The 25,846-nt window shown below is 37.8% G+C and carries 24 protein-coding genes; 3 read left to right on the forward strand and 21 right to left on the reverse strand.

Annotation, left to right across the window (positions count from 1 at the left end; genetic code table 11):
• Nucleotide 1 precedes the first annotated feature (1 nt).
• From purF to E7Z79_RS00890, 7 genes are all read right to left on the reverse strand, one after another.
• Nucleotides 2–1,423, reverse strand: coding sequence for an amidophosphoribosyltransferase (gene purF, locus E7Z79_RS00860; RefSeq protein ID WP_303738093.1), 1,422 nt, complete (start codon nt 1,421–1,423; stop codon nt 2–4).
• Nucleotides 1,424–1,491: 68 nt separating this feature from the next.
• A complete protein-coding gene (locus E7Z79_RS00865; protein WP_303738094.1) occupies nt 1,492–2,385 on the reverse strand; it encodes a hypothetical protein in 894 nt (297 codons plus the stop codon).
• 9 nt (nt 2,386–2,394) lie between these two features.
• Nucleotides 2,395–3,363 carry a UDP-glucose 4-epimerase GalE gene (gene galE, locus E7Z79_RS00870; protein ID WP_303738095.1) on the reverse strand — a complete coding sequence of 323 codons (969 nt, stop codon included), beginning with the start codon at nt 3,361–3,363 and terminating at the stop codon, nt 2,395–2,397.
• A 9-nt stretch (nt 3,364–3,372) separates the two neighbouring features.
• Nucleotides 3,373–4,551: an NAD(P)/FAD-dependent oxidoreductase gene (locus tag E7Z79_RS00875; protein ID WP_303738096.1), complete on the reverse strand. Its 1,179-nt coding sequence runs from the start codon at nt 4,549–4,551 to the stop codon at nt 3,373–3,375.
• 4 nt (nt 4,552–4,555) lie between these two features.
• Nucleotides 4,556–4,723, reverse strand: coding sequence for a 4Fe-4S binding protein (locus E7Z79_RS00880; RefSeq protein WP_303738097.1), 168 nt, complete (start codon nt 4,721–4,723; stop codon nt 4,556–4,558).
• 123 nt (nt 4,724–4,846) lie between these two features.
• Nucleotides 4,847–5,272 carry a universal stress protein gene (locus E7Z79_RS00885; protein ID WP_303738098.1) on the reverse strand — a complete coding sequence of 142 codons (426 nt, stop codon included), beginning with the start codon at nt 5,270–5,272 and terminating at the stop codon, nt 4,847–4,849.
• Nucleotides 5,273–5,275: 3 nt separating this feature from the next.
• On the reverse strand, nt 5,276–6,979 hold the full coding sequence (locus E7Z79_RS00890; protein ID WP_303738099.1) for an ATP-binding cassette domain-containing protein: 1,704 nt from the start codon (nt 6,977–6,979) through the stop codon (nt 5,276–5,278).
• An 83-nt stretch (nt 6,980–7,062) separates the two neighbouring features.
• Here E7Z79_RS00890 and E7Z79_RS00895 point away from each other — a divergent pair, with 83 nt between their 5' ends.
• Nucleotides 7,063–7,359: a hypothetical protein gene (locus E7Z79_RS00895; protein WP_303738100.1), complete on the forward strand. Its 297-nt coding sequence runs from the start codon at nt 7,063–7,065 to the stop codon at nt 7,357–7,359.
• On the opposite strand, the gene E7Z79_RS00900 is transcribed toward E7Z79_RS00895, so the two are convergent.
• The 5 genes from E7Z79_RS00900 to E7Z79_RS00920 all read right to left on the reverse strand — a co-directional run bounded on the left by E7Z79_RS00900 (nt 7,356) and on the right by E7Z79_RS00920 (nt 18,755).
• Complete coding sequence (locus E7Z79_RS00900) at nt 7,356–7,598, reverse strand: hypothetical protein (RefSeq protein ID WP_303738101.1); 243 nt, start codon at nt 7,596–7,598, stop codon at nt 7,356–7,358. The two genes, E7Z79_RS00895 and E7Z79_RS00900, sit on opposite strands and share 4 nt — an antisense overlap.
• Before the next feature lie 401 nt (nt 7,599–7,999).
• Nucleotides 8,000–9,751: an excinuclease ABC subunit UvrC gene (gene uvrC, locus E7Z79_RS00905; RefSeq protein WP_303738102.1), complete on the reverse strand. Its 1,752-nt coding sequence runs from the start codon at nt 9,749–9,751 to the stop codon at nt 8,000–8,002.
• 8 nt (nt 9,752–9,759) lie between these two features.
• Entirely contained in the window at nt 9,760–16,902 is a 7,143-nt protein-coding gene (locus tag E7Z79_RS00910) for a DUF3320 domain-containing protein (RefSeq protein WP_303738103.1), read from the reverse strand.
• A 161-nt stretch (nt 16,903–17,063) separates the two neighbouring features.
• Entirely contained in the window at nt 17,064–17,885 is an 822-nt protein-coding gene (locus E7Z79_RS00915; protein WP_303738104.1) for a PfkB family carbohydrate kinase, read from the reverse strand.
• Between the two features lie 21 nt (nt 17,886–17,906).
• Nucleotides 17,907–18,755, reverse strand: coding sequence for a cation diffusion facilitator family transporter (locus tag E7Z79_RS00920; protein ID WP_303738105.1), 849 nt, complete (start codon nt 18,753–18,755; stop codon nt 17,907–17,909).
• A 111-nt stretch (nt 18,756–18,866) separates the two neighbouring features.
• Here E7Z79_RS00920 and E7Z79_RS00925 point away from each other — a divergent pair, with 111 nt between their 5' ends.
• Nucleotides 18,867–19,046: a hypothetical protein gene (locus E7Z79_RS00925; protein WP_303738106.1), complete on the forward strand. Its 180-nt coding sequence runs from the start codon at nt 18,867–18,869 to the stop codon at nt 19,044–19,046.
• Here E7Z79_RS00925 and E7Z79_RS00930 read toward each other — a convergent pair.
• From E7Z79_RS00930 to E7Z79_RS00970, 9 genes are all read right to left on the reverse strand, one after another.
• Nucleotides 19,038–19,727 carry a HisA/HisF family protein gene (locus E7Z79_RS00930; RefSeq protein WP_303738107.1) on the reverse strand — a complete coding sequence of 230 codons (690 nt, stop codon included), beginning with the start codon at nt 19,725–19,727 and terminating at the stop codon, nt 19,038–19,040. The two genes, E7Z79_RS00925 and E7Z79_RS00930, sit on opposite strands and share 9 nt — an antisense overlap.
• Nucleotides 19,728–20,307: 580 nt before the next feature.
• Entirely contained in the window at nt 20,308–20,592 is a 285-nt protein-coding gene (locus tag E7Z79_RS00935; RefSeq protein ID WP_303738108.1) for a DUF3194 domain-containing protein, read from the reverse strand.
• A gap of 35 nt (nt 20,593–20,627) precedes the next feature.
• The gene (locus E7Z79_RS00940) at nt 20,628–20,975 is read right to left on the reverse strand and encodes a prefoldin subunit beta (RefSeq protein ID WP_303738109.1); all 348 of its coding nucleotides are present in this window, start codon (nt 20,973–20,975) and stop codon (nt 20,628–20,630) included.
• Nucleotides 20,976–21,002: 27 nt separating this feature from the next.
• On the reverse strand, nt 21,003–21,269 hold the full coding sequence (locus tag E7Z79_RS00945; RefSeq protein WP_303738110.1) for a KEOPS complex subunit Pcc1: 267 nt from the start codon (nt 21,267–21,269) through the stop codon (nt 21,003–21,005).
• Nucleotides 21,262–21,747, reverse strand: coding sequence for a Brix domain-containing protein (locus tag E7Z79_RS00950; protein ID WP_303738111.1), 486 nt, complete (start codon nt 21,745–21,747; stop codon nt 21,262–21,264). Before E7Z79_RS00950 ends, E7Z79_RS00945 begins: the two co-directional genes overlap by 8 nt.
• A gap of 41 nt (nt 21,748–21,788) precedes the next feature.
• A complete protein-coding gene (locus E7Z79_RS00955; protein WP_082706360.1) occupies nt 21,789–21,920 on the reverse strand; it encodes a DNA-directed RNA polymerase subunit P in 132 nt (43 codons plus the stop codon).
• A 3-nt stretch (nt 21,921–21,923) separates the two neighbouring features.
• Nucleotides 21,924–22,193 carry a 50S ribosomal protein L37Ae gene (gene rpl37A / locus E7Z79_RS00960; RefSeq protein ID WP_303738112.1) on the reverse strand — a complete coding sequence of 90 codons (270 nt, stop codon included), beginning with the start codon at nt 22,191–22,193 and terminating at the stop codon, nt 21,924–21,926.
• Nucleotides 22,194–22,414: 221 nt separating this feature from the next.
• The gene (gene guaB / locus E7Z79_RS00965; RefSeq protein WP_303738113.1) at nt 22,415–23,899 is read right to left on the reverse strand and encodes an IMP dehydrogenase; all 1,485 of its coding nucleotides are present in this window, start codon (nt 23,897–23,899) and stop codon (nt 22,415–22,417) included.
• Between the two features lie 13 nt (nt 23,900–23,912).
• Complete coding sequence (locus E7Z79_RS00970) at nt 23,913–24,626, reverse strand: (5-formylfuran-3-yl)methyl phosphate synthase (RefSeq protein WP_303738114.1); 714 nt, start codon at nt 24,624–24,626, stop codon at nt 23,913–23,915.
• A gap of 228 nt (nt 24,627–24,854) precedes the next feature.
• On the opposite strand from E7Z79_RS00970, the gene E7Z79_RS00975 reads away from it, so the two are divergent.
• The coding region (locus E7Z79_RS00975) for a DUF2142 domain-containing protein (protein ID WP_303738115.1) at nt 24,855–25,846 on the forward strand (992 nt) is incomplete at its 3' end.

The following is a 25,846-nucleotide window of genomic DNA, read 5'->3' on the forward strand; positions in this document are numbered from 1 at the left end:
TTTAAGGTTTGTAGTAAGTTTCAGCTTCTAGCCCTTCAGGAATTTCAGTAGGATAATCTTCATTTATACAGCCTAAACATAATTTCTCTTCAGGCATTCCGATTGCTTCAACCAAAGCAGGAATGGTAATGTAGCCTAAGGAATCTATGCCCAGCTGTTCTCGAATTTCTTCAGTACTGTAATTTGCTGCAATCAACTCATTTTTGGTTGCCATTGCCACTCCATAGTAACATGGAGATATAACCGGAGGACAACCTACAAGGAAGTGAATCTCTGCAGGTTCTGCCTCTTTTACAAGGTCCAGCAATTGCTTTGAAGTGGTTCCTCTTACAATACTGTCATCAATTAAAATAATCTTTTTGCCCTTAATTGCATCTTTTATAGGGTTTAGCTTAAGTCTGACAGCCAACTCCCTTTCTTCCTGGGTTGGCATAATAAATGTCCTTCCAACATACCTGTTCTTGATCAATCCTTCACCGTAAGGAATTCCTGAAGCTCTTGAATAACCGATAGCTGCAGGGATTGATGAGTCAGGCACCGGAATTACAACATCCGCATCAATAGGATATAGCTTGTGCAATTGGGCACCGATGTTCATTCTTGTCTTGTAAACATTAACGCCATCTATTGTACTGTCAGGTCTTGCAAAGTAAACGTATTCAAACATACAATGAGAAAGTTTGCATTTTCCAGCACTTTCCAACATGTGGGAGTTTATTTCATCGTTTTTGAAGTGAACAACTTCCCCTGGCATAATATCTCTAACAAATTCGGCATTAATTACATCAAATGCAACGGTTTCGGAAGCCAAAATAAATTTATCCTGTCTTTTTGCAACAGCAAGGGGCTTTATACCCATAGGGTCTCTTACACCATACAATTCGCCATCGATTAAAATAGTCAATGCATAAGAACCTACAAGTTTTTTGCATACAGCCTCAATAGCTTCCAAAACATCTTTCTTGTTGTCATAATGCTCTTTTTTAAGCATATAACAGATAACTTCAGAATCGGAATCTGATCTGAAATAGAATCCTTCATCCATAAGTTCCTTTTTCAGCTCATCGGAATTGACAATATCCCCGTTATGAGCCATTGCAATAAAGCTATCACCAAAATCAATTACGAAAGGCTGTGAATTTTCAACTTTTGACTGGCCAGTGGTAGAATATCTTACATGACCTATAGCCATATTTCCTTCAAGATTTTTGATTTCCTGATCAGTGAATACGCTGGTTATTAAACCCATTCCATAGTAGTGTTTAAAACCTTTTTCTTGATTAAAACTAGCGATTCCTGCTGATTCTTGACCTCTGTGCTGTAAAGCATACAAACAATAATAAACTAGTGGTGCAACATCCTTGGAACTGTCTTTAGAATGAATTCCAACAATACCGCATTTGTCTTCCATTTCTCCTTGCATATGCAAACTCCCATTATTAAATAGTATAATTATATCTTTGATAAAACTAGTATAAAATAATTAATGTTTTAGTCCCAGAAGTTTTCAAAAGTGTTTGGAATTTCATAGTCATCGATGACTTCAGGAGCTGTGGCTTCGTCATTGGAATCCAATTCTCTTTTCAAATCATCTTCATTATCATCTACAAAAATCAGTGCAGTCCTGACGATGTTGAGCCATTCTATAGCCTTATTTCTGGATTCGGCCGCAATATATCCCTGGCCAACAATGATGTTATCAGGTTTGAACTTGTTTGTGGCGATGACGATCCTTTCCTCATCAGTTAAGTCCTGCCTGAATGTATCCTGCCACAAATCATAGAGATTGAAAATTTCCAGGATTTCCTTTGAGTAGATATCCTCATAACGTGACTTGAATGCGGAATAATCGGATTTGATGTCATTTATATCTTCACGCAATTCACTGTTTTCACGTGTCAGCACTTCCTGCTCCTTGATGAGCTGATTGTAATCATCCAATAGGTTATTATAGTTATGAGTCACTTTCATCAGCTTGTTTTCCAAAGTGTGGATGTTGATTAGATTCAAGGAATAAGAAAGAGTGGATTTGATTATTGAATTCAGAATTTCCTTTTCGGCCAGCTTAAAGTCGATTGATTCGTCTTCAATAATTATGTTGTTATAATCAAACAGTCCTATATGGTTAAAATCAGTTTTCAATTCATTATAAAGAATATTATATGTTTCATCGTGACCATATCCTCCAATAAGCAAAATGTCAGCACCACCGGCAACCTTTTTGACAATGCTGAGTTCAACTGTCGGAATGATAGATGAAACAATTATGTTATAGTCATTTTCAAGCTGAATATTGTTTACAGCTTTTGATACAAGCTGTGCAATATCCAAACCGCCTACAATTATACGAACATCAATTTTTGAGTCATGATTCTGGGTTTCCATGGACATTACCTAAATTCCATTGATTTTCTGATGCCACATCCAGGCTGACTCTACAATCTTTTCCAAATCATATTGAGGAGTCCAGCCAAGCTTGTTTCGTATTTTGGAAGAGTCCGCTACCAAACGGGCAGGGTCACCTTCACGGCGTTCATCGACCTTAACTTCAAAGTCACGTCCTGTGACCTTTTTGCACATTTCGATTACTTCACGAACGGAAAATCCCTGACCATTTCCAAGATTAAAGACATCGGATTCACCTTCATTGCATAAGTACTCATATGCCTTAATGTGAGCATCGGCAAGGTCGTTTACATGGATGTAATCACGAATGCATGTTCCGTCGGGAGTGTCATAATCATCACCGTAGATATAAATGCAGTCACGCTTTCCGATGGCAGCATCCAATATCAATGGAATCAAATGGGTTTCAGGGTCGTGGAATTCTCCAATCTGACCATCGAAATCACATCCTGATGCATTGAAATATCTTAATGCGACATAGTTAAAGTCGCCCTTTTCAGCTTCCCTTTCAAGTGCCTTTTCAACCAGCCATTTTGAGTGTCCGTAAGGGTTGATCGGCTTCAGGTTAGAATCTTCAGTTATTGGAATCTTTTCAGGGTTTCCATAAACAGCCGCAGTTGAAGAGAAGATGAATTTGTCTACACCGTATTCCCTCATTACTTTAAGGAGATTTATAGTATTTTTATAATTGTTCTTTAGATATTTTTGAGGCATTTCAACAGATTCAGCAACTGAAATGAATCCTGCAAAGTGAATGACACCGTCAATGTCATATTTTTCGAAGACTTCCCTTAAATCACTACTTCCGATATCATAGTTTTCGAGGGTTCCCCATTTTACAAAGTTTTCATAACCCTTGGACAGATTATCCAATACAACAGTGTCATAACCTGCATTGTGCAAGGCCTTATTGGTATGGGAACCGATATAGCCTGCTCCTCCAGTAACTAAAATCAATTTGAACACCTATACGAATTTACCTAATTTAAGTAAAGCTTTTGGAGATACCTTAATTAATTTTTTAACGATTTCAGTGGTGGAAATCTTATCAAAGCTTTCACCTTGGAATGCGTGAGCAATGCTGTCCAATTCTTCATCAGATAATGTGAGCAAGTATTCCTGAACTTTTTTATATCTTTTGATTTCATGATCGAGTTCAGCATGTGCCATCTCATCATATTGTTTTAGGAATTTTTTGGAGCAGTCTTCCTTAATTGCTTGTGCTGCCACCTGACCTGCACACATACCACCGGTCATACCGGAGATGATTCCTCCACCGGTCAATGGGTTTACTTGTCCTGCAGCATCCCCTACAACCATGATGTTGTCATCATAAAGCTTTTTGGTCATTCCGCCGACAGGGTCTCCACCTACATTCAGCTCAACAGCCTGAGCGTTTTTCAGGTAAGGTGATTTTGCAACAAAATCGTCAAGGTATTCCTTTGCTGTTTTTTCAGCTTTGTGAGGAAGGATTGCTAAACCTACGTTTGCAATGTCGTCTCCTTTAGGGAAAATCCATACATATCCTCCAGGAGCGCAGGAACCTAAGTAGAATTCAATGACGCCAGGTCTTTCAAATTCAACGTTACACATTTCGTATTGTACACCGGATTCCATTTCTTTAGGTTTTGCAGCTGGTCTGAGGCCTGCCCATCTTGCAACGTGACCTTCCGGACCGTCTGCAGCGATTAATATTTTACATTTGTAATCAATCTTTTCGCCCATGCATTCGGTTTCGACAATGTAACCGTTTTCGATTTTTTCAATGCCTGTAACCAAGGTTTTGATTTTGATTTCAGCACCTGCTCTTGCGGCATCCATTGCCATGTGCTTATCAAATACTTTTCTTTCAAGAATGTAACCTGCTTCCGGCAACTTGACTTCATCTTTTGTCAACCATACATCAGTCGCATCAGGGGTCTGGATTCTTACACCTTGGATTTCCTGGGTCACCCATCTTGGGGAAGGTTCGATTCCTAACTTTTCTAACCCTTGGATTGAAACCCCTTCAGCGCATCTTTTTGGAGATCCGATTTCGGATTTCTTATCCATTAAAATTACTTTTGCTCCGCCTAATGCAGCGTGTTTTGCTGCGCTTGAACCTGCAGGTCCTGAACCTACTACAATTACATCAGTTTCAATCATGTTATCATTCCTCTCTTTCTAATGCATCAATAGGGCATGCATCAATACATATTGAACATTCTTTACATTCATCTTCATTAAATACCAAACTGTATTCTCTTACTTGAATTAAGTTTCTTGGACAAACTCCGGCACATTCGCCGCAGTATGAGCACCAATCTTTTACAATCATAAAAATATCTCCTTTAATATAAACAATTTATGTTATAAATAGTTAGTTTTTTATTATATTTAAAAGTATAGTAAAAAATAGCGATTTAATAGGAAATAGAAAAGAAAAAAAAGTTTTAAAGTATTATTTTACCAATAATACAGGAACTTCAGAGGTTCTCAGAAGCCTTTCTGAAACTGAACCGATTTGAGTGTCGCTGACATTATTCTCATCAAATGACACGAATCTGTTGTTGTTTGCACCATGTGCATGGATAACAACCAAATCTGCTCTGGTCTGGTCTACAATGAATTTCATGTCCCTTAAAGGGTCTGCAGTGAGCAGATGTTCAATGACTTCAACATCAGCTTCAGATGCCTTCTTGGTTATCCTTGCAAGGATTTCATCACCGGAATCCTCCTCGGAATCATAGCTGTTAAAAGAGAATTCCTCCAAAACATGCACGGCAGCGATTTTTGAACCGAATTTTTGAGCGATTTCAATGGCCACATCAGCGGCCTTGTATCCGTATTCGGACCCGTCGACAGGAACGGCAATAACGTCAAACATTGACTAATCCCCTTTCAAGTAATCAGCATGACAGAAATCAATGAAGTTATCGACTATTTCATCAATGTCTTCGCTGTCGTCAATGATTTTTCCATCATCCATGAACAATGCCCTGTTGGACAGTTCCTTGATGAAGTCTGTGTTGTGGGAAACCATTACGATGGTGATTCCGTAATCCTTGGATATTGTCTTCAATGCATTTGTAACATCCCTAAGGGTAACAGGGTCCAGATCACCGAACGGCTCATCCAGAAGCAGGAATTTCGGTCTTGAAACCAATATCAGCGAAAGCATAACACGTACCTTTTGACCGCCTGACAATTCATATGACTTTCTGTGCAGTATATCCATGTCCAAATCAAGACTTTCAAAGATGTCCGCAACAGCCTCTTTTGTAGCGGTTTCAGGGAACCTTGGGAACAGGTCATTCAGTATTTCTCCATCCAAACCGACCTGTCTTAAACGCTCCTTGGCCTCGCTTTCCGGCAAATCAGTCAATAGATAAAATGAATCCAGCAATTCTTCGCTTAAGCCTAATCTTTCAGCCCTTTCCTTTGCCTCGTTAACAATGTCCTGCTTCTTATATCCTAATCTTGTGGACAGCTGGCTCAATACTGTTGCATAGTGGGTTAAGGCAAATTCCTGGTGCATGAATCCTAATTTTGAGCGTATTTTCATACGGTCATATCCAGGGATGTCAATATCCGCCCATCTGTCCTCCACCTTGTAGAGTACTTCACCCTTGTCAGGGTCATCCAATCCGCCAAGCATCCTCAAAAGTACTGTCTTACCTGCACCGCTAGGTCCGATGATGCTTAGGATATTCTTGTCCTGAACCTTGAAGTTGATGTCTTCCATCTGAAGAACTTCCCCTCCGGTCAGGAGGTAGAACCTTTTATAGACATCCTTAACGTCAATGAGGTCCTCATCGGTTGAGACGTTCTTGATATCGACAATGTCATCCATATCCTCCATGAACTTGTCACAGATTTCCTTTGGTGAGCCTTCATCAACAATCTCTCCATCTTCAAGCAGGATCACCCTGTCCGCCAGGTATTTTTGAATATCAGGCAAGTGGGATACGATTATAATGGTAATGTTTAATTCCTTGTTGATCTTTTTTACTGCATCCAATATTTCTTGTTTTGTTTTAGGGCATGCCATGGTTGCAGGTTCGTCAAGAAGTAAAGCTGTAGGCTGTTTTGCAAGTTGCCTTGCCATGATGAGTCTTTGTTTTTCACCACCGCTCAAGACAGATGCATAGTGGTCTTTTTTATGGGTTAAAGAAACAAGCTCCAGCAATTCATCGGCTTCCTCACCGAATTCGCTTTCTGCAACTTCAAAATTGGTGTCCCCCTCATCGAAGTATCTTCTGGCATAGAGCTTACGCAATACATTTTCACGTACTGTATCAGGCCATATTCCGAAAGACCTTTGAAGATGAATAGCTGTTTCCTTTTTGAGATTATTGTAATAGAATTGAGAATCTCCAGCTTTTACTTTTACGTCTCCTACTTCAATGCTTCCTTCGTCAATATGTTCAACACCCCTTAATGCTCTCAGGAGTGTTGTCTTACCGGAACCACTCTTTCCCATGATTCCAAGTATTTCACCTTCTTTAACTTCAAAACTGACATTCTTAAGTGCTGTGACTTTGGTTCCGTCAGTTAATTCATAATCTTTACTTACATTTTCAACTTTAATCATTATAAATGCCCCTTATATTTATAGAAATATATTTTTGAAACTATTTATATGTTGACAATTTAATATTAAAACAAGTGATAAAAATGGCTAGCGAGAATAAAATTCAAGAATATATGGATATCTTAGAACAAGAAAAGATAATGATTGAAACACATTTTGCCAATATGGAAAGGATTTTGAGAGACGAACCTAAATTAGACCAGCAAAAGGCATTTGGACTACTGAATAACTTCAACACACTAAGTATCCAATACGACCAACTATGCAATGACCTAATCAACTTTATCAAAATATTCAAAGATAAAGATTCCCAGGAAATCAGAATCTATAAAACCGACGAACTTGTGGAACTTTTAGAGACAAGAATGGGTCAATTCTAATAATTATAATTTATTACAATATTTCCCGCCGTATTCGAAGTTGAATTTTCGGCTACGACCTGATCATCTTTTAAAAGTTGAATCTTAAGTTCACCGTCACCTAAATCTTCTTTTTGTGCACTGATAGCAACTCTTTCCCAAGGGGCACAGTCAAGCACATAAGTTTTTGTACCGTCACCCGCCTCTTTTACAAGGTAATTCGGATCTCCCATTTCGGCATACCAACTACCTTCGTACATGATTTTTGCTTTGTATGGATAAGAAGAAGATTGAAGATGACTTCCGTCATCAGTAATAACGTTTAATGATTCCTGTTCGGTCGGTTGAGTATTATTATAAACAAAAGAGAACAATAAATATGCTACAACAATAATCCCCAACACTATCACAATTTTTTTTACTATGCCCATGTTCCAGCTCTTTTCACGCTTCACATTGTTTATTCTATTACCATGTGAGTCGGCTAACAAATAGGCACAGTTATCACAATATACGGCTGAGGGTGAATTGTTATACCCACACCGTGGACATTTTACCATATAAATATAACCTTTTTAATTCTGTTATGAAAACATTATTAAAATTCTCATATTTAAAGTTAATGGAAAATTAGTATTTTCGAATAAAAAATAATTAGACGTTAGTGATAATAATTATAGACATTTTCAGCCGTTTTTTGATTCATGCCATCTATTTCAGCTAACTGGGCCACTGACGCCTTCTTGATATTATCAATGCTTCCAAACTCTTTCAAAAGAGCAACCTTCCTTTTTTTACCCACGCCAGCGATATCATCAAGCGAAGAGGCCGAAATATTCTTGCTGCGAAGTTTCCTATGATAAGTTATCGCAAACCTATGAGATTCATCACGCACTTGCTGAAGCAAATACAGTGCCTTATTGTTTTTGGGAATAATGATTGGACGTGAAGAATTAGGAATGAATACCTCTTCAAATTCCTTGGCAAGACCAATGATTGGAATATGTGTCAGATTCAATTTCTCCAAAACACCGCATGCCATGCCCAGTTGCCCTTTACCTCCATCAATGACTATTAAGTCAGGTTCGGGGTCACGGTCCACCATTTTCAACCTGCGGGTCAATAATTCCTCCATCATTGCAAAATCGTTCGGACCGGGGGTTTCCATTTTGAAATGTTTATACATCTTTTTGTTGGGCTTGCCGTCCTTGAATGACACTTTTGAACCTACGGCAAACTTGCCTGAAATGTTACTGATATCATATCCCTCAATTACACGAGGCATCTTTTCAAGTTTAAGGTATTTCTTAAGCTCTATTAATGCAGATTCCATAGTTTTCTTCTGATGCTTAATGATTTCAGCATTTTTCTTTGCCATTTTCACAAGCCTTAACTTGACCCCTTTTTGAGGAACTTTGATTTTTACCCTGTTTCCTCTCAAATCGCTTAACCAGTCCTGAAGCAACTCTTTATCATCAATATCCTCATCCAAAAGAATCTGCTTTGGAACATGACGGTTATAGCCATAATACTGTTGAATGAATGCGAACATGATTTCCGATGACGAATCATACTGTGATGCGCTCATGAGAAAGTCGTCCCTGCCCACAATTTTGCCGTTTCTGATTGGCATGATAATAACGACAACCTCATTTTCACCGGGTGCAATTGCAATCACGTCCTGGTCCAGGTCATCATCCACCAGATCAACAAACTGCTTTTCCATAATCTCCTCTATTGATGCAATCTGGTCCCTTATAACCGCAGCCTTTTCAAACTCCTCGTTGTCTGCGGCTTCCATCATTTCCTTTTTAAGGTTCTTTACAATTGTTGAGTATTTGCCCTGAAAAAACAGGTCAATCTTATTAATGATTTCGGAGTATTCCTCTTTGGTTATCTTTCCATCACAAGGAGCGTTGCATAAATCTATTTGGGCATTCAAACAAGGCCCATTCATGTTGCGGCAGGTTCTGATTTTAAATAATGACTTTAAAAACTTAACTGTCTGCTTGACAGAACCCACATCGGTGAATGGTCCGTAGAAAATACCGTTTTTTGTGACGTTTCTTGTTATTACCAAACGCGGAAAATCCTCATCTGTTATCTTTACATAAGGGTAACGCTTGTCATCCTTCAGCTGAACATTATACCTTGGACGGTGCTTTTTGATTAATGTGGCCTCTAAAATTAGCGCTTCCTTTTCGGAATTGGTTACAATATACTCCAGGCTGTCAAAGTGACTCATCAAAATTTGGGTTTTCGGCCTGTCCAATTTCTCCCGGAAATAGGATTTGACCCTCTTTATGAGATTCTTTGCCTTACCCACATATATGATTGTGTCGGAAGAATCTCTCATTATATAAACGCCTGGCTTATTTGGCAAATTATCGGGGGATTTAAGTTTGGTTGACATAAAACACACTATTTAAGCTCAACATGATCGTTGTCAATTTTAACTCTATTGTTCGCAATCATCAAATCCAAAACACTGTTTATTCTTGTTGCAGTCTTTTTGGAAGTTGACCTGAATCCGAAATTGCGTGAAGTCTCCTTGGCAACCTGATTTGTTGAAATATTAGGATTATAAGTTAATACAAGCTCTATACTTTTGGCTATCTCTTCATCAGAAATCAGGTCTATATTCGGTTTTTCCCTTCTTCTGATAAGAACATCATTGTTTGATGCATCATATAAAAAGTCTCCGATTCTGATAATGCTGCCTGAATTTTCTGAAGCTTCAATGGCTGCATTGACAGTCTTTTTCAAATTGGATCCTGCACGTTTGATATGACAGCTGTCCTTTATTCTTTTTGTAACTTCCTTAACATGAATCGGACCTTCAATATCTACGATAAGTTTAACAGAATCCGCAACATTGGATATTGGTTTTTTATACAGGTCATCAGATGAATTAAGTCCTATATCTGTTGATTCGACATAATCCAGGATATTGTCCTCAAGCTTCTTCTTGCCAGGCAACTTATGATTATCGAATGCCTTAAGCTGATTATTCTGTTTGTGCCTTTCTTTTTCAATTTCCTTATAATCTTCATCGGCAGACTGAATGATATCCTCTAAAGCCTGGTCCTTAAGCTCCTCTCTTCTGTATTGCTGATGGACAGGAACAATGACATTTTCATCGCTTTCTATTTCTTTTTGAAGAGCCTCCATAGTCATCTCTTTTTCGATTCTCATCTCTTCTTTTTCAGCGAAAGTCAATTCCTCTTCCCTTTGAATAATCTTATCTGAATCGTCATCACTTGGCATGTTGAGGTAATCGGCAGGGTCATACTCTTCAGTCCTGTCAACTACGGAAACATAATCTATCTTTGTCGGATTTTCAATTTCCTTTAATGACTTATTGATGTATTTCATGTCCTTCTTAAATCCTCTGATAGAGTCTTTAACAGACCTAGGCTTATTTTCATCATAATAGAAATTGTTTTTCCTCAGCTTGCTTGTGACATCATTTGAGCCCTGATAATATGTAACTCCATCTGTAGATTCCTGAGTAATCTCCTCTTCAATGACATCAGAACTTTCACTATCCGGAACATTATCATAATTATCTGCAACAGGAGTTTCCATTTCGACATTTGAATCCTCAATGTCTTCCGCGTAAGTTTCGTCATCATCCAAATCAAATACTTTCTTATCAGCATCAAATTCTATATTCTCAAAGGTTTCATCGATATATTCCTTTTTGGCATCCTCAACAATATCTGAAACATCACCTGAATCATCATTATTGTCCCAATCAGGCAGATTGTCATTAAAGATATTCCATTCCTCATCCTCTTGCTTGTCCCAATCAGGCAGATCATCATTCAATGCATTTAATCCATCATCATTGATAATTTCGGCATCAACAACAAACTCATCCTTAGGGGCGGGTTTATGCAACGGCAAATCGTCATCTTCAATGAATTCACCTTTAACCTTTTTAACCTCTTGAGGCTTTAATTTTGACTCGCCCATAACCACATCTGAAATCCTAGATTTGACGAAAATATCCCTTGATTTATGATGTGTATTAATAGGTTCGTTTGATATTTCATTATCCTTAATCTCTTCGTCATTTGATTGATGTTCGTCATCAGTAGGCTCATCATTACTGTGATCAACATAAATATAATCCTCATCAGAACCCAAATCGACCCTATCGTCAAATTCTTCATCAGCAGGCTCATCATTACTGTGATCAACATAAATATAATCCTCATCAGAACCCAAATCGACCCTATCATCAATCGTTTCCTCTACAACTTCCTCACGAACAGGCTCATCAACAACCTTCTCACGAACAGGCTCATCGACAAAATCAACAACAGGCTCATCAACAACCTTCTCACGAACAGGCTCATCTATTGTCTCTTCAACGATTTCCTCACGAACAGGCTCATCTATTGTCTCTTCAACGATTTCCTCACGAACAGGCTCATCGACAAAATCAACAACAGGCTCATCAACAACCTTCTCACGAACAGGCTCATCTATTGTCTCTTCAACGATTTCTTCGTCAAAAGAGCTGTCAATTTTTTTATCAAATGTAACCTTGGAAGAATTTTCCTCAGCTACTTCATCATTACTGTGATCAACATAAATATAATCATCATCGGAACCCAAATCAACAGTTTCTTCATGAGTATCCTCTTTAACATTATCAGGGGATTCTTGCTCTAAATCTACATCATTCAAATCTTTTGTGAATTTAACACCCAACATTGAAGAGTCTTCATCCTCTTCCTGAAGATGACTATGACCTAAAAATGATTTTAGTTTGTCTTTAATTGATTTTGGCTTTTCTTCATCAGAATAATCCTTTTCATCTTCCCATACTTCAGCATTATCCTCTGGGGAAACACCCTCGTCAGATTCCCATACTTCAGCATCATCATTTTTATTTGAGGAATCATCATCACTAACTTCCCAAACTTCGGCATCATCATCTTTAGGAATTTCTGCTTCAACTTCCTGAGACACACCATCATCTAAATCATTTTCGCCAAGAGACTCATCAGAATCATCCTTAGCTTCACTAGGCTCATTAACTTCAACAAACTCAGACTCACCAACATCATCAGAATAATCCTTAACCTCAGGAACCTCAACTTCAACAAACTCAGACTCACCAACATCATCAGAATAATCCTTAACCTCAGGAACCTCAACTTCAACAAACTCTGATTTGGCCTGAGAAGGACCATCCTCATTAATTGTTTTGGATGAGCCCGCATCTTCTGCATTTACCTCCTTAAAGAATTCATCAGGATCAAGTTCCCCAACGTCGATAGGTTTTTCAAAGAAATCTCCATCATCTACCTTTTCGACTTCAACGAAGTCTTCAGGACCAATGTCAGCTGCATCAATCTCATCGCTTTCAGCCTCTTCTTTGGCTTTTCTTTCGGCTTCCTCTTTTTCACGGGCAATGCGTAATTCTTCGGCTTTCTTTTCAGCTTCCAATCTTCTTTTTTCAGCCAGCCTTTTTTCCTCTTCGGATCTGCGTTTTTCCTCTTCGCGAGTTTCACGAATTGACTTTTCAACAAAGTCCAGAAGTTTTTTACGTCCCAAATCACGGTTCCTATACCAGTCTGTAGACCATAAATGATATAATTTCCATCCGAGTCCTGTCAATACCTGTTCACGAAGCCTGTCCCTGTCACGGGCAACTTTGCTTGAGGCATACATCTTTCCATCAGTTGTGATACCAAGTATGTATTTTCCAGGATTTTCATCATCAACAATAGCCAAATCCACTCTGAAACCGGCACAACCGATGTGCTTATCTACTGTATAACCGTTTTCCTGTAAAAAGCTAGCAATTGCATCTTCAAACGGTTCTTTTGATGTCTCACCGGAACTGTGGGTTCCAAGTGTCAGGTTTTCAGCATACTCCAGGAATTCCCTTAGTGATTTGACACCATATGGAGGATTTGCTGTCAAGTTCATGTCATATGCTTTGAAGTTTGAAAATACGACACATTTCTCTCTTGCACGGGTAATCAATACGTTTAGCCTTCGCTCACCACCGTCCTGATTCAGCGGACCGAAGTTAAGTGACATCTTGCCGTCCTGGTCGTAACCATATCCTACACTTATTAGGATAACGTCCCTTTCATCCCCCTGTATTGTTTCAAGGTTTTTAACAAAGAAACGCTCTTCCTTATTTTCAGAGAACAGTGGCTCGAATTCAGGATGTTCCTTACGTTTCACTTCCAGCTCTTCAAGAATTGCATTTTTCTGCGCAACTGAAAATGTTCCTACACCCAAACTTTTAGTGTCGCCATACTTTTCAAAGTGATTGAATATCTCTTCGACGACATCCTTCGCTTCCAATGGATTTTTGGATGACGCTCCCCTTAAATATTGGGTGTTCGGATTGTAATGGAATTTCAAACCAAGTTCAGGGTCTGAATGTGAAGGTGAAGGATAAACCAATAGGTCATCATCATAAAACTCCCTGTTTGACACGGTAATCAGGGATTCATGGCGTGAACGGTAATGCCATTTCAGCATTTTAACAGGGAATGACAATTTACATAAATGCAGGATACTTTCCATATCCAGGGAGGTCGCTTCCTCCTCATCGCTGTCCGCATCTGACATCTGGTCAAAGAATGATGTCGGAGGCAATTGCTGGGTATCTCCCATGACAACTGCAGTCTTTCCCCTCATGAATGCACCGAGCGCATCTTCAGGTTTTACCTGACTTGCCTCATCAAAAATAACAACATCAAATTGCAGTTCCTCATTTGTAGGATCCAAGTATTGGGCAATTGATAATGGGGACATCATGAAACAAGGCTTAATCTGCTTGATCATTCCACCGGCCTTTTCCAAAAGCTTTCTAACCGGCATATGTCCGCTTTTTCTTGTGAATTCACCGGCCAATATCTTAGCCTGAGGGTTTTCAGTCCCTCCAAATATTTTAGGAATATTGCTGTTAAGTTTATGGTAAATCCTTTTACGATTGAGAGTTAAAATCTTCTTGTCCAAATCCTTGAACTCTTTGATACGGTTTTCATGCAATTCTCCAACGAATGTTGCCAATTCCTGATTTTCAATAAATAATATGTTTAATAATGAATCTGCGAAGTTTCCATTAACCAACGCTTCAATGTCATCTTTCTTAATGTTTCTCTTTTCAATTGAATCCACAAACATTTTTGCATTGGATGTTTTAAGGGCATTTTTAGTGTTGAGGTACTGTGACCATAAGTGAAGGCTTGATAGCTGTCCTCTCCAATTATACAGCTGTTCTTTCCATGCTTCAAACGGCACATCACCGGTTTCCCTTTTAAAGATTAATTTGCTTCTTGGATTCAACTTGTCCTTAAGCCTTGAAAGCACCCTGACGAATTCCTCACCTGAATCTATGTAATCCGCAAGGTCTCTTTCGGGATTGATGTCGAACAGGTCCTTACTCATCAAATCGATGGTATTCTGGGAAAATGTTCCCTGACGAACCAATGCGGTAAATTCATTCATCCAACGTGCAATGGCCAATAAGTCATTAGGATTTGCATTCAGATGCCAATATCCTCCGAAGTATTTTTGACCCAGGGCATTGTTTGCCTCCAGGGTTTTTCTGATATGGATAACTGCCTTTGCCTGTTGAAGGTCCCTGATAATTTCCTCAATGCTGTTTGGAACCGGAACCGCATAATACATCTCAACAAGCGCAATGTACTGCTTATTGTTGAAGAAGCGGAATCTTTTGGCTGAGAGATGTTGCAGCTCATAAATCAGCCTGTCGATGTCTGCCTGGAAAATGTTTTGGTTAAATTTGGTTAATGCACGAGCATGTTTCTGGTATTTTTCAAGTTCCCGAATCAGCAGGAATGCATCATCATTGTTATTGTTCCATGCGCCTGACTTGAGTATGCTGCCGTCAATCAGTTCAGCATTCTGAGACTTGATGACCTCAAATGCAGACAATGAATTCTGAAATTCATTCAATGTGTCTGGCTGCTTGATTCCATAAATGTCATACACCCTTCCGCGCTCCACCATGAAATTGTCAAGAGCATGCAAAGTGTCATTGATAAGCATCTCTATTTCCCTTAAATCAGCCGGCAGGAGACTTTTTGGAGCGCACTTGCTCCAAGGGTTTTCCTTTGAAATGGTCTGGTACAGTTCGGCCAGGTTTTCAAGGGCAATTTTCATGTCGTCCAGATCCTTTAGGGAAACAGTTTCAGGACTTTCGAATCTGACCAATGGCATTAAAGTGCCTTTACGGGAAAAATGGTCATCGGCAGATTCCTTCAATCCATAAAGTTGGAACGGAGACAGGTTAACTGCAAAAGCAGGCCTATGAATAATATGAGAATAATCATCCAGTTGACGACGTAGCGTTTCCAGTTTGCGAATGGTATTGTCAATGTTTAAAGGCTCCTGTGCCCTTACATTAGTCGCCTTCTGAAGGTCCTTCAGGAATTTCTTACGTCTGGTCTTGTGAGAGTGCAATTCCAGAACAAACTTGCCCAAGCCAACACTGGTAAGCCTGTCTTTCACCACATCAAGTGCAGCCATCTTTTCAGATACGAATAAAACTGATTTTCCCTCTGCCAACAGCTCGGCAATAAGGTTTACGATTGTCTGGGACTTACCTGTGCCTGGAGGCCCTTCCACCACCAGATTGCGTCCTGCCTTAACATCCTGAATGGCAGCAATCTGGGAGGAATCTGCATCAAGAACCTGATACATGTTCTGATATTCCAACCTTGAATCGATGTCCTCTTCCCTGAAGGATTCCTGGTCATTCTTGGCAGGATTGAATATCGCTTGAATCAACTCGTTTTTAGTCAAATCAACATTGTCTTCCCATGCTTCAGGGTTCAAATCGTTATACATTACGAATTTTGTAAAACTGAAAAATCCTAAGGCAACATCATTGTTGACATCCCATCCGTCCATACGTGAAACTGCACGTTTGACGCTTGCAATATAATGGTCAACAACTTCCCCATACTTCTTAAATTCAAAATCAGGAAGTTCAATGCCTGCCTCAAGAAGCTTGGCCTTAAGTGAAATGTTGGTTTGGATATCCTCTCCGGTCCATTCAAGATTGAATGATTCGCCTACCTTTTTCCTTTCCATTGAAACAGGAATCAGTACCAGCGGCGCCTTGTTCTTCTGCCTTGGCTTGGACTTGTCCTTCCACTCCAAAAAGCCGATGGCCAGATACAGGATGTTATAACCCTGTTCCTGAAGCATTGTTTTAGCCTGGTTATTTATGTAATATAATCTTTTTTGGAGCTCTTTTGGAGTCAAATCAGTAGCTAATTTCTTGTCCCCTTCTGAAAACTTTGAAAAATCAAATGGAATGTGGTCCCAGACTGAAGACTTATCTTCCTTCTTATCCTTCTTGTTGGCCACAAAATACATCTTGTTTTCCTGCAGCACCAATGTCTGATAAAGGTTAATAGGAGACTGATTTACTATAGTGATAGTTTTAGCTCTTGATTTAAAATTAAGAAGTTGGTTTCTTAAAGTTAAGTCCAATAGCTCCTTACGTAAATTCTTAAATTCCTTTTCGATTATATTAGTTGATTTGTTTAACATGATGACCCTTTAAAAGTGTAAAAAAAATTCAAAAATGCATATATAATTATAATCATATTAATTAATAAAGTTTTCTAATCAAGGTAATTTCAAATAAAAAGTATTGAAAATAAGATATGATGGCCATTTAAAATAACTAATATAAATTTAAAAAAAATTGATTAACTTTTAAAATTATAGGGTCCATAATTTTCTATTTTTTCACTGGCAATCTTGGAGGCAAAATTTCCGGCGATTTCGGGAGGTTTGAACAATAATTTCTGTGAGACATATGCTGCCATGTATGTGTCGCCGCAACCGGTCGTATCCACAAGATTAACACAAGGAACGGCATCGATTTTAATTTCCTTATCCGAAAGTATTCTGGAGCCGTGAGAACCATTGGTTATAACCATCTCACCTACATCATACTCTGTACCTATGATGTTTTTCTCCTTCTCATCTAAAAATATTACATCAACGCCTGATAAAATGTCTTCCAATTCATCAAACTTGGATAATTTTATGGTGTAATTTTCATTTGCTTGAACATCGGGAAGTCTCAGGAAACCCTGAACCGATGCGAATATAGGGACGTCAAAACTTTTCAGATATTCGATGGTTTCGCCAGGAAAATCATAGCGATTCAAGGGATTCAATACAAAACCATCGATTTCAGAAGGCAGAATCCCATCCAAATCACTTGGAAGTATAGGAATATTGGCGAAATTGCTAAATTGCTCCCTTGTGTCCCGGTCATCTTCAAACGGATAGTTATTTATGAAAAAATGAGTGTCATCCTTTTTAATCACCTTAACTTTGTCACTTGAAGGAAATTCATCAACCAGTTTTTCATCAGAACAGTTAACGATGGCCAAATAATCATTATGAAATTCTTCGAAAACAAAGCTTTGGAAATAGGTCGCTCCACCTATCCTTTGAGACTTCTCATCACCGATAACAATCAGGTCACGTGTTACAGGTCCAATAACCACCAATGTCATGAATTCCACCATTTAAAAAGATCAATCAAACTCTATAGTAATGTCAACAATATGATATCTGGAAGCGATATCATAGATTTCTTTCTTTATCTCCTCTTGCATTTCCCAGTTGCCGATTGAAACCTTGACTGTCAGAACAGAATCAATGCCGTCAAGTGACCAGACATGAAAGTCATCGATTGCATTCACACCGTCAATGGAAGTGATTGAAGCCTTGAATTCATCGACATCAAAATTGTCTGGGGTCTTCTGAAGCAATATCTGAACCGATTTAATCAGGTTGCGTCCGAGATTGAATATGAGCCATATTGCAATGCCTATGGAAACGAACGGATCGAGATATGCCGCACCGTCCCAGAACATCAATACCAAACTCAGTATCAGGATTGCAACCCATTCGAATACATCCCCAAGCTGGTGAAACAGAATCGCCTTTTCATTGAACGTTTCGCCACGGTGAAGCCTGTAGACCGAAAGGGATTTGAATACCAGACCTATGACTGCAATGACCAGCATTCCACCAGCGTCAACGCCTTCAGGAGCAAACAATCTAGGAATGGCTTCAGATAAAATTACAAATGCCATTATAATGACAAAAACGGATATTATCACTGATCCAAGAATTGAAAAGCGCTGATAGCCATAGGAATAATTTTCAGAGGATTCCTTTTGAGCGATACGCTCCAAAAACCATGCCAAAGCTATGGAGATTGTGTCTGACAAGTCATGAATGAAATCGCTCAATATTGCCATACTGTTTGTGGCAAGAGCTCCTATTATGACGATTATATTGAATGTCAGGTTCAGGAAAAATACCACAGCCAGATTATCGCCTGCCTTTTTGTGATGATGATGCGTATCCACTCTCATAACCTAATATTTAAAAAAATTAATATAAAAAGTTTATTTAATTCTCAAATAATTAAATTTAAAGTTAAATTTATATAACTAAACAAGGTAAAATTATAGTAGTGATTAAAAATGGCAATAGTTGGAACTACAATATTTTCTCATATTCTTCCAGTAATCTTTGGATTTTTTGCAATAGTATTGATTGTTTCCGGATCACTTGAAGAAAATAATCCTAAATTGGCTTTAGGAATTATACTATTTATTATGGCATGTGTATTCCCATATGCAGTTTTAAGCGTTCTAGTCTAGGAGTTTTACCTCTCCTGAATGTAGACTAGTTCCTATCAATACTTTTTTTATGCCCAATGATTCCAATTCAACCAAAGAATCTTTATTTAACCCACCAGCAATGATTAATTTGTCCTTAAGTTCACCGAATTCATCCAATAATTTTTTGTTGTATCCCTTTTCAGTGCCTACGCCTGTGATATCCAGAAGTATGATTTCATTTGGATCCAACCTTATCAAAATCTCTTTAAGTTCAGACAAACTCAAATCAAGGTGTTTTGCAAGCAGCTCACTGTCCTTTGTATCAATGCTGACCACAATCCTTTCCTTAGGATACTTTTCAAAAATCTTTTCCATCTCCTCAATGCTTTCAAGGGTTTCTGTTGGAATGATTACCTTGAATGCATAGTCAAGGAAAAATTCAAATGACTCGCAGTTTTTAACGCCGCCGTCGAACATGACGGGAATGACAGTGTTGACCATCTTGATTTCTGAGATGTTGTGGCCGTTTGATTCAATCAAATCCAAATCAGCTATATACATTTCATCAGCACCGTTCAATTTCAGGCCCTGTGCAATTTCAACCGGATTGGATGAAGATGCAAAAACAGTGTTTAATGGTTGATAGGTATCCCTCATTCCGGATTTGCCGCTTACAGCCTGATGCTGTTTTAAATCTATTACTGGAATTTTTTTAATCATAATATAAAATAAGAAAAAACTAGTATTAAAAACTTAAGGAGGTGAGAGAAGCTGAAGTGTTTTCCAGCGCCTCCCTCGAATAAAAAAATAATGATCAATTCATATGGTAAATAACAGTTATAGTTATGAACCTCTATTAATAAAGTTAATCTACATCATATATAAATGTTACTATATTTTAGAAAAATTAAAGTAAACTTGAATAAATAATTTATAATAATTAATGAAAAAAATAAACAAAATATAATTATTATGATAAGAATATCAACATAAATATACGATTATTCAAAAAATATAAAACACGAAATTTTAGAGAAACCTAAAAAGCCAAAAAGTTATAAATTCTGTTTGATAAAGTCAAGTTGAAAAAAGTAATGGTTAATGAAGTTTGAAGTAATTAAGAGGGAATTTGAAAGATAGTATTACGTGTTTGTCCTTAATATTGCTAAGCTATTGTGATTACTTCAAACTCTATATAAAAGTTATACTTAATGATATAAATACTTTTTGATAAAAAAGTAATACTTTAATTAATATAAAATATATAAAAAGTATTACATAAAAATTTAAAAAAAAATAATCAGACCCTGAAATTCTCGTCAATGTAGGAATCGAATCTTACATAGGCCTCGTCAATAGCCTTGGCAATCTGGTCCTGGTTGATTTCAGACAGCTCATCAAAGCTGACTCCGACATCAACATCAACATCTAACTGCTTGTCTTCATAGCTTAAAATGATGTCCAAGTCCAAATCCTCGATTTCCTTGGCAGGCAATGCTTTTGAAATTTCACTTTCTAAAATTTCACCGAAATCATCTGAAATTGTTGCCAAGTCATCCTGTGATAATACCTTAAGTTTTGACATGAAAATCTAAAAAAAGAAAAAGTTAAGGTTTAAGCCTATTGGCCCATACCTTGCATAGCTGATTGGATAGCGGTTTGCATTTCCTGGAGTTTTTTCATGACTCTTTCTTCTTGGCGGGTCATGGTTTGTTTTCTTAACTCGAGAGTTTCTAACTTGTCTTCCATGTCAGCTAAAGCATCTTTGTATTCTACTTTGATAAGTAAAGTACCTGCTTGTTTGAATACTTCAGTATTTTCATCAGACTTTTTAAGTTCTTCTAATGCTTTTTCAGTTTCTTGAATCTGTACTTCAACATTCTGAACTTGCATAGTTACAGCTTGAGCCTGTTGTTGTAATTGTTGAAACTGATTTAATTGTTCTTGAATATTTTCAGGAATCTCCATTTTATCACCTTAATTATTATATAAGTATTAATTTGTCAAATTATTTATTTCTAATGCTAATTTAATCCACTTGATTGCTGAGTTGACAGAGGCCCTAAAAGAGGTAGCGTCCTGCGCATCAATATCGATAAGTATCCTGGATCCGTCCAGCTCAATGGTCATTGATGACCTGAAATCAGGAGCGGTTTCAAATTCCAGAATTATTGCATCGTAAACAATTTTTGCCTGATCGCCACTATCAAATTCAACAGCTATATTGCTTTTGACTCCTTCCAGAGGACTTTCATCAATCATTTGTGACCTCTAAAATCTTTTTGACATTAATCTGGAAGTTCAATCTGTCACCAAATTTATTTACAAAATGGATTCTTGCTATTGAATCGTCACTTTTAGAAACTAGAATATAATTTTCTTCAGCTTTGTCCACTAAATCCAAATCTAAAATGTCACTTAAGACATCAAGCTTTTTAACTTCAGACACTATTTTCAATTGGGATGGAGCGATATTTGTTTTTTCATTATCCAATGTCACTCCAATGAGAATTGTGAGCAATAATTCGCCTTTGTTTGAGAAGAAGGAAATTCTACTTGGGTTTCCCTTAATTTCATTGACAATGGCCAAATTATATTCATCAACCTCCAGTGCCTTTAGCAATAACTCGCGCATGTTCATCTTGCCTCTGTTGACTGAGGTTGAATCTGTAACGCGTGCTAAATTTTTACAAAACTTTCTAGTCTTTTGAGAAGGTTTTCTAGAAGTTGATATTAACATTTAAATCAAAAATAGTAAAAAATTTAGTAAAAGCAAAGATTTTATCTTGCTTTTATAATTCTAGTTGTTTCTGGAACATTCTTAAATAAAATCCTATATCTGCATTTAGGACATTTATTTTCCATGTAGCTTTTATGGTCTACTTCTGCTCCACAACGTGGACACCTATACAAGGCCTATTCCTCCACTTTAATGTCTCTGATACTGCGTGCTGCAGATTTTGCCATTGGAGTTTGAGGAACGTATGCTCCACCGGTAAATACTGCACCGCATTTTGTGCATTTCCAAATTCCAGCAGCTTGTCTTTTAACGTATGGTCTATCACATTTAGGACAAACATGATTCTTTTTCATGTTTTCTTCAATGATTTTAACAGATCTTTTTGCTTTTCTTCCGTATCTTGCACCGAACCTACCTGTAATACCCACTTTTTTAGTTCTTGCCATTTATATCTTCTCCATAATAATTAAAATTTAAAATAAATTGATTATATAAAATAACCATAAAATTATCTAATATGATAATATTTGATTAACTAATATTTAAAGGTTTGCTTAAAATTAGTATTTTAAGAAAAAAATTACTTTTTGATGAGAAAAAATAATTCCTATAAATCATTATGCCAAATTCCTGAATTCCCATCAAAAAAATATAAAATTATATCCAACTAGTCAAGAGTTGGATAATTAGGACTTTCATTAGTAATCAACAAGTCATGAGGGTGGGATTCTTTAATACCACTGCTTGTAATTCTAACGAAGTTTGCTTTTTCCTGCATTGCTTTGATATTTTCAGCACCGCAATAACCCATAGATGATTTTAAACCACCCACTAACTGGAACAGGATTTCAGCAACTGTTCCTTTGTATGGCACAGCACCTTCAATTCCTTCAGGCACATATTTAGTGTGGTTCATCTTACTTTTTTGGCCTTGGAAGTATCTGTCTGCTCCACCGTCAAATTCGCTGGTCATTGCACCCATTGATCCCATTCCACGGTATTTCTTGTACTGTTTACCATGCATAATAACAATGTCACCAGGTGCTTCCAGGGAAGCCGCAAGCAGGTTACCTAACATTACTGCATCTGCACCAGCACCGATAGCTTTTGCAACATCACCTGAGTATCTGATACCACCATCGGCAATGACAGGAATGCCTGAATCAGCCGCAGCATCAGCAACATCAGAGATTGCTGTGAGTTGTGGCACACCGACACCAGCTACAATACGGGTTGTACACATTGAACCAGGACCGATACCCACTTTAAGTGCATCTACACCCATTGAGATTAAGTCTTCTGCAGCTTCAGCGGTTGCAATGTTACCTACACAAAGCTCAGCATCAATATTGTCCTTAATGGTTTCAGTGAACTTTACCACATTCATGTTGTGAGCATGAGCACAGTCGATTGAAATGATATCCGCACCAGCCTGGTCTAAAGCCATAGCCCTATCCAAATCAAATGGACCGCAAGCAGCAGCAACCAGGAAGTTGCCGTCCTTATCTCTTGCAGCATTAGGATATTGTGATTGGTTTAGAATATCTTTGATTGTAATGATTCCAACTAGTTTGCCGTCACGGACAACAGGAAGCCTTTCAACCTTATTGTCATATGCAATGTTTAAAGCCTCTTCAGCGGAAACTCCTTCCTCAACGGTAACGACATCTGAAGTCATTATATCTTTAATTGCTGTAGCCGGTTCGGATTTCAAAAACGGCCTGATATCCCTTTTTGAAATAATACCTAAAATTTCATCATCATCAACTACAGGCAAACCGCTGATGAGCTCATTACGCATTGTTTCTTCAGCTTCACTTACAGTAGAATCAGGAGAAATGGTAATTACATCACGTATTGTTAAATCTTCAGCATTTTTAACCTTTCTGACTTCTTCAACTTGTCTTTCAAGTGTGATGTTTCTGTGAATTACACCTACCCCTCCTTCCTGTGCCATGGCTATAGCGAGATCAGCTTCTGTAACTGTATCCATAGCAGCACTTAAAACAGGGATATTCAATTTGATTCCTTTACCTAATTCAATTTTAGTATCAATGTCCTTTGGTTCAACATAACTTGCGTTAGGGGTCAAAAGGAAATCGTCAAAGGTATAAGACATTCTTGCTTCTTGAACTTTTTTTGAAAATGACATGATTAACACCTAATTAAAATGAATCTAATAATTCTTTAAGCTCTGCAACTGCGGTATGGTGTATTTTTCCAGTGTTTCTGTCACCGCCAACACATGCTGCTCCCCTAATACCAACAACATCACAGCCGATATCGTGCAATGGTTTCAGTTGGTCTTTTTTAACAGATCCTGCAAGGGCAGTCAATAAACCATATCCGTGAGCTTCATCGACAAATTCTTTCAATTTGTCCAAATCTAAATAATCAAATAATGTATGACCGTCTTTAACAGCAGTGTCAAGCATTGCAAGGTCGCATCCTGCATCCTTTGCAACTTTTGGTATTTCCATAGGGTCAACTGCACCTACACGGTGAGCATCTGCATAACCTGCTGCCACAATAATTGTATCTTCACTTACATCTTTTACAGTTTTTACAACGTTTTCCATGACTTCAACCGCTTCATCATGGTCTTTTGTTCCGTATAATCCAACTTTAATATAATCCGCTCCGGAAACGTGAGCTCCCATTGCTGCAAGTGAAACTGTACCTGGTTTGTAAGGCACATCTCCTAAAGTAGCACTGACAAGCTTATCTTCAGGAGTCAATTCCCTGATTTCTTTAATAACCCATGGGAAATTGGCTCCAAGAGAACCTTCCTTAGGATTTTTCACATCAACAATATCTGCTCCACCTTCAATAGATTCTAGAGCTTCTTCACGATTTATAGGACTTATTAATAGAAGCATAAATTTCCTCCAATAAAATATTATTTTATAATATTGTAATATTAGTTCTTTATTATTTATAATATTATTGTTTTTTTGGAAAAAAACAAAAGTAATCAAAAATTTATATTAAAAAAATAGTGTCCAGAAAATTATATTCCTCTCAATTAGTTTTAAAAACGAGGACAGGAAAAATATAAGAAAATTTCAACAAATTATTATATATATTCCACAAAAAAATAATAAACAATGAAGATGTCTGAAAATATTCCTGAAATTTTTTTAAAATCAAAAAATTATTTGATAATCTATTTAATATTCATTGCCGTTACCTGTGCATCGACACTTTCGGCTAGAAACTTCGCAAACCCGCAGTTTGTAATGGCTTCATTTATCATCGTTGCGATTTTGGGAATATTCTGCATCATTTATTATTTCATGCATGACTCTGAAAATGAGCTGTATAAGGTTGCCTTTGTAATCATATTATGCTTTGGAATAATGTCGGCGCTAATCGTACCAATTGCAGATGTCAGCGACGAGCTGGAACATCTTACACGTGCAGAAATCACGTCACAGGGAGTGATATTTCCTCATTGGGAGGATGGTCCTAACAATCTCACCAGATTGTACAACCATACTTCAGAAGGAAAGATCAGCCAGGAGCTCAATACTGATGTGGGTTTCAGGACATCTCAAAGCCACATGTTCTTTTTAGACAACCTGGAAAAGACAGTTTTTGAAACGCCTGACGATACAGACAAAATCAGCAACTCAACAATGCTTGACGGCTCTGCCTTTGAGCAGAACCCATTTTATGGATACCTCCCTCAAGCAGTCGGCATTTTTTTGGCAAAACTATTTGACATGAATGTTATCTGGATGCTGTGGCTTGGCAGAATATTTAATTTAGTTTTTTATGCTTTTTTAATATCTCTAGCTATCAAAATATCACCTGTGCTGAAAGTTCAGCTTCTCACCGTTGCCTGCATACCCCTTTCGATTTATCAGGCGGCTTCAGTCAGCATTGATTCGATGATGATTGGATTGGGAATACTTACAATTGCATATTTCATATACCTGTATAAAGCCGAAGAGGAATCCCTTGGTGCAAAGCATGTCGCACTATTCTGCGGACTTTCATTACTGTTAGGTCTTTGCAAGCTGCCGTATCTTGCATTTGTATTTTTAATATTGCTGGTTCCTCAAGGAAACTTTAAGGACAAGAATATCTTAAGATA

The sequence above is a fragment of the Methanobrevibacter thaueri genome (assembly GCF_015062905.1).
GTDB lineage: Archaea > Methanobacteriota > Methanobacteria > Methanobacteriales > Methanobacteriaceae > Methanocatella > Methanocatella thaueri_A.

Bases quoted from the DNA above. Each gene is read 5' to 3' on its own strand.
- guaB (WP_303738113.1), bottom strand. From the start codon at position 23,899: ATGTCATTTTCAAAAAAAGTTCAAGAAGCAAGAATGTCTTATACCTTT.
- E7Z79_RS00940 (WP_303738109.1), bottom strand. From the start codon at position 20,975: ATGGAGATTCCTGAAAATATTCAAGAACAATTAAATCAGTTTCAACAA.
- E7Z79_RS00945 (WP_303738110.1), bottom strand. From the start codon at position 21,269: ATGATTGATGAAAGTCCTCTGGAAGGAGTCAAAAGCAATATAGCTGTT.
- purF (WP_303738093.1), bottom strand. From the start codon at position 1,423: ATGCAAGGAGAAATGGAAGACAAATGCGGTATTGTTGGAATTCATTCT.
- E7Z79_RS00935 (WP_303738108.1), bottom strand. From the start codon at position 20,592: ATGTCAAAACTTAAGGTATTATCACAGGATGACTTGGCAACAATTTCA.
- E7Z79_RS00930 (WP_303738107.1), bottom strand. From the start codon at position 19,727: ATGATTAAAAAAATTCCAGTAATAGATTTAAAACAGCATCAGGCTGTA.
- E7Z79_RS00950 (WP_303738111.1), bottom strand. From the start codon at position 21,747: ATGTTAATATCAACTTCTAGAAAACCTTCTCAAAAGACTAGAAAGTTT.
- E7Z79_RS00875 (WP_303738096.1), bottom strand. From the start codon at position 4,551: ATGATTGAAACTGATGTAATTGTAGTAGGTTCAGGACCTGCAGGTTCA.
- E7Z79_RS00925 (WP_303738106.1), top strand. From the start codon at position 18,867: ATGGCAATAGTTGGAACTACAATATTTTCTCATATTCTTCCAGTAATC.
- E7Z79_RS00910 (WP_303738103.1), bottom strand. From the start codon at position 16,902: ATGTTAAACAAATCAACTAATATAATCGAAAAGGAATTTAAGAATTTA.
- E7Z79_RS00920 (WP_303738105.1), bottom strand. From the start codon at position 18,755: ATGAGAGTGGATACGCATCATCATCACAAAAAGGCAGGCGATAATCTG.
- E7Z79_RS00970 (WP_303738114.1), bottom strand. From the start codon at position 24,626: ATGCTTCTATTAATAAGTCCTATAAATCGTGAAGAAGCTCTAGAATCT.
- uvrC (WP_303738102.1), bottom strand. From the start codon at position 9,751: ATGTCAACCAAACTTAAATCCCCCGATAATTTGCCAAATAAGCCAGGC.
- E7Z79_RS00890 (WP_303738099.1), bottom strand. From the start codon at position 6,979: ATGATTAAAGTTGAAAATGTAAGTAAAGATTATGAATTAACTGACGGA.
- E7Z79_RS00880 (WP_303738097.1), bottom strand. From the start codon at position 4,723: ATGATTGTAAAAGATTGGTGCTCATACTGCGGCGAATGTGCCGGAGTT.
- rpl37A (WP_303738112.1), bottom strand. From the start codon at position 22,193: ATGGCAAGAACTAAAAAAGTGGGTATTACAGGTAGGTTCGGTGCAAGA.
- E7Z79_RS00865 (WP_303738094.1), bottom strand. From the start codon at position 2,385: ATGGAAACCCAGAATCATGACTCAAAAATTGATGTTCGTATAATTGTA.
- E7Z79_RS00900 (WP_303738101.1), bottom strand. From the start codon at position 7,598: ATGTACGAAGGTAGTTGGTATGCCGAAATGGGAGATCCGAATTACCTT.
- E7Z79_RS00915 (WP_303738104.1), bottom strand. From the start codon at position 17,885: ATGACATTGGTGGTTATTGGACCTGTAACACGTGACCTGATTGTTATC.
- E7Z79_RS00885 (WP_303738098.1), bottom strand. From the start codon at position 5,272: ATGTTTGACGTTATTGCCGTTCCTGTCGACGGGTCCGAATACGGATAC.
- E7Z79_RS00895 (WP_303738100.1), top strand. From the start codon at position 7,063: ATGGCTAGCGAGAATAAAATTCAAGAATATATGGATATCTTAGAACAA.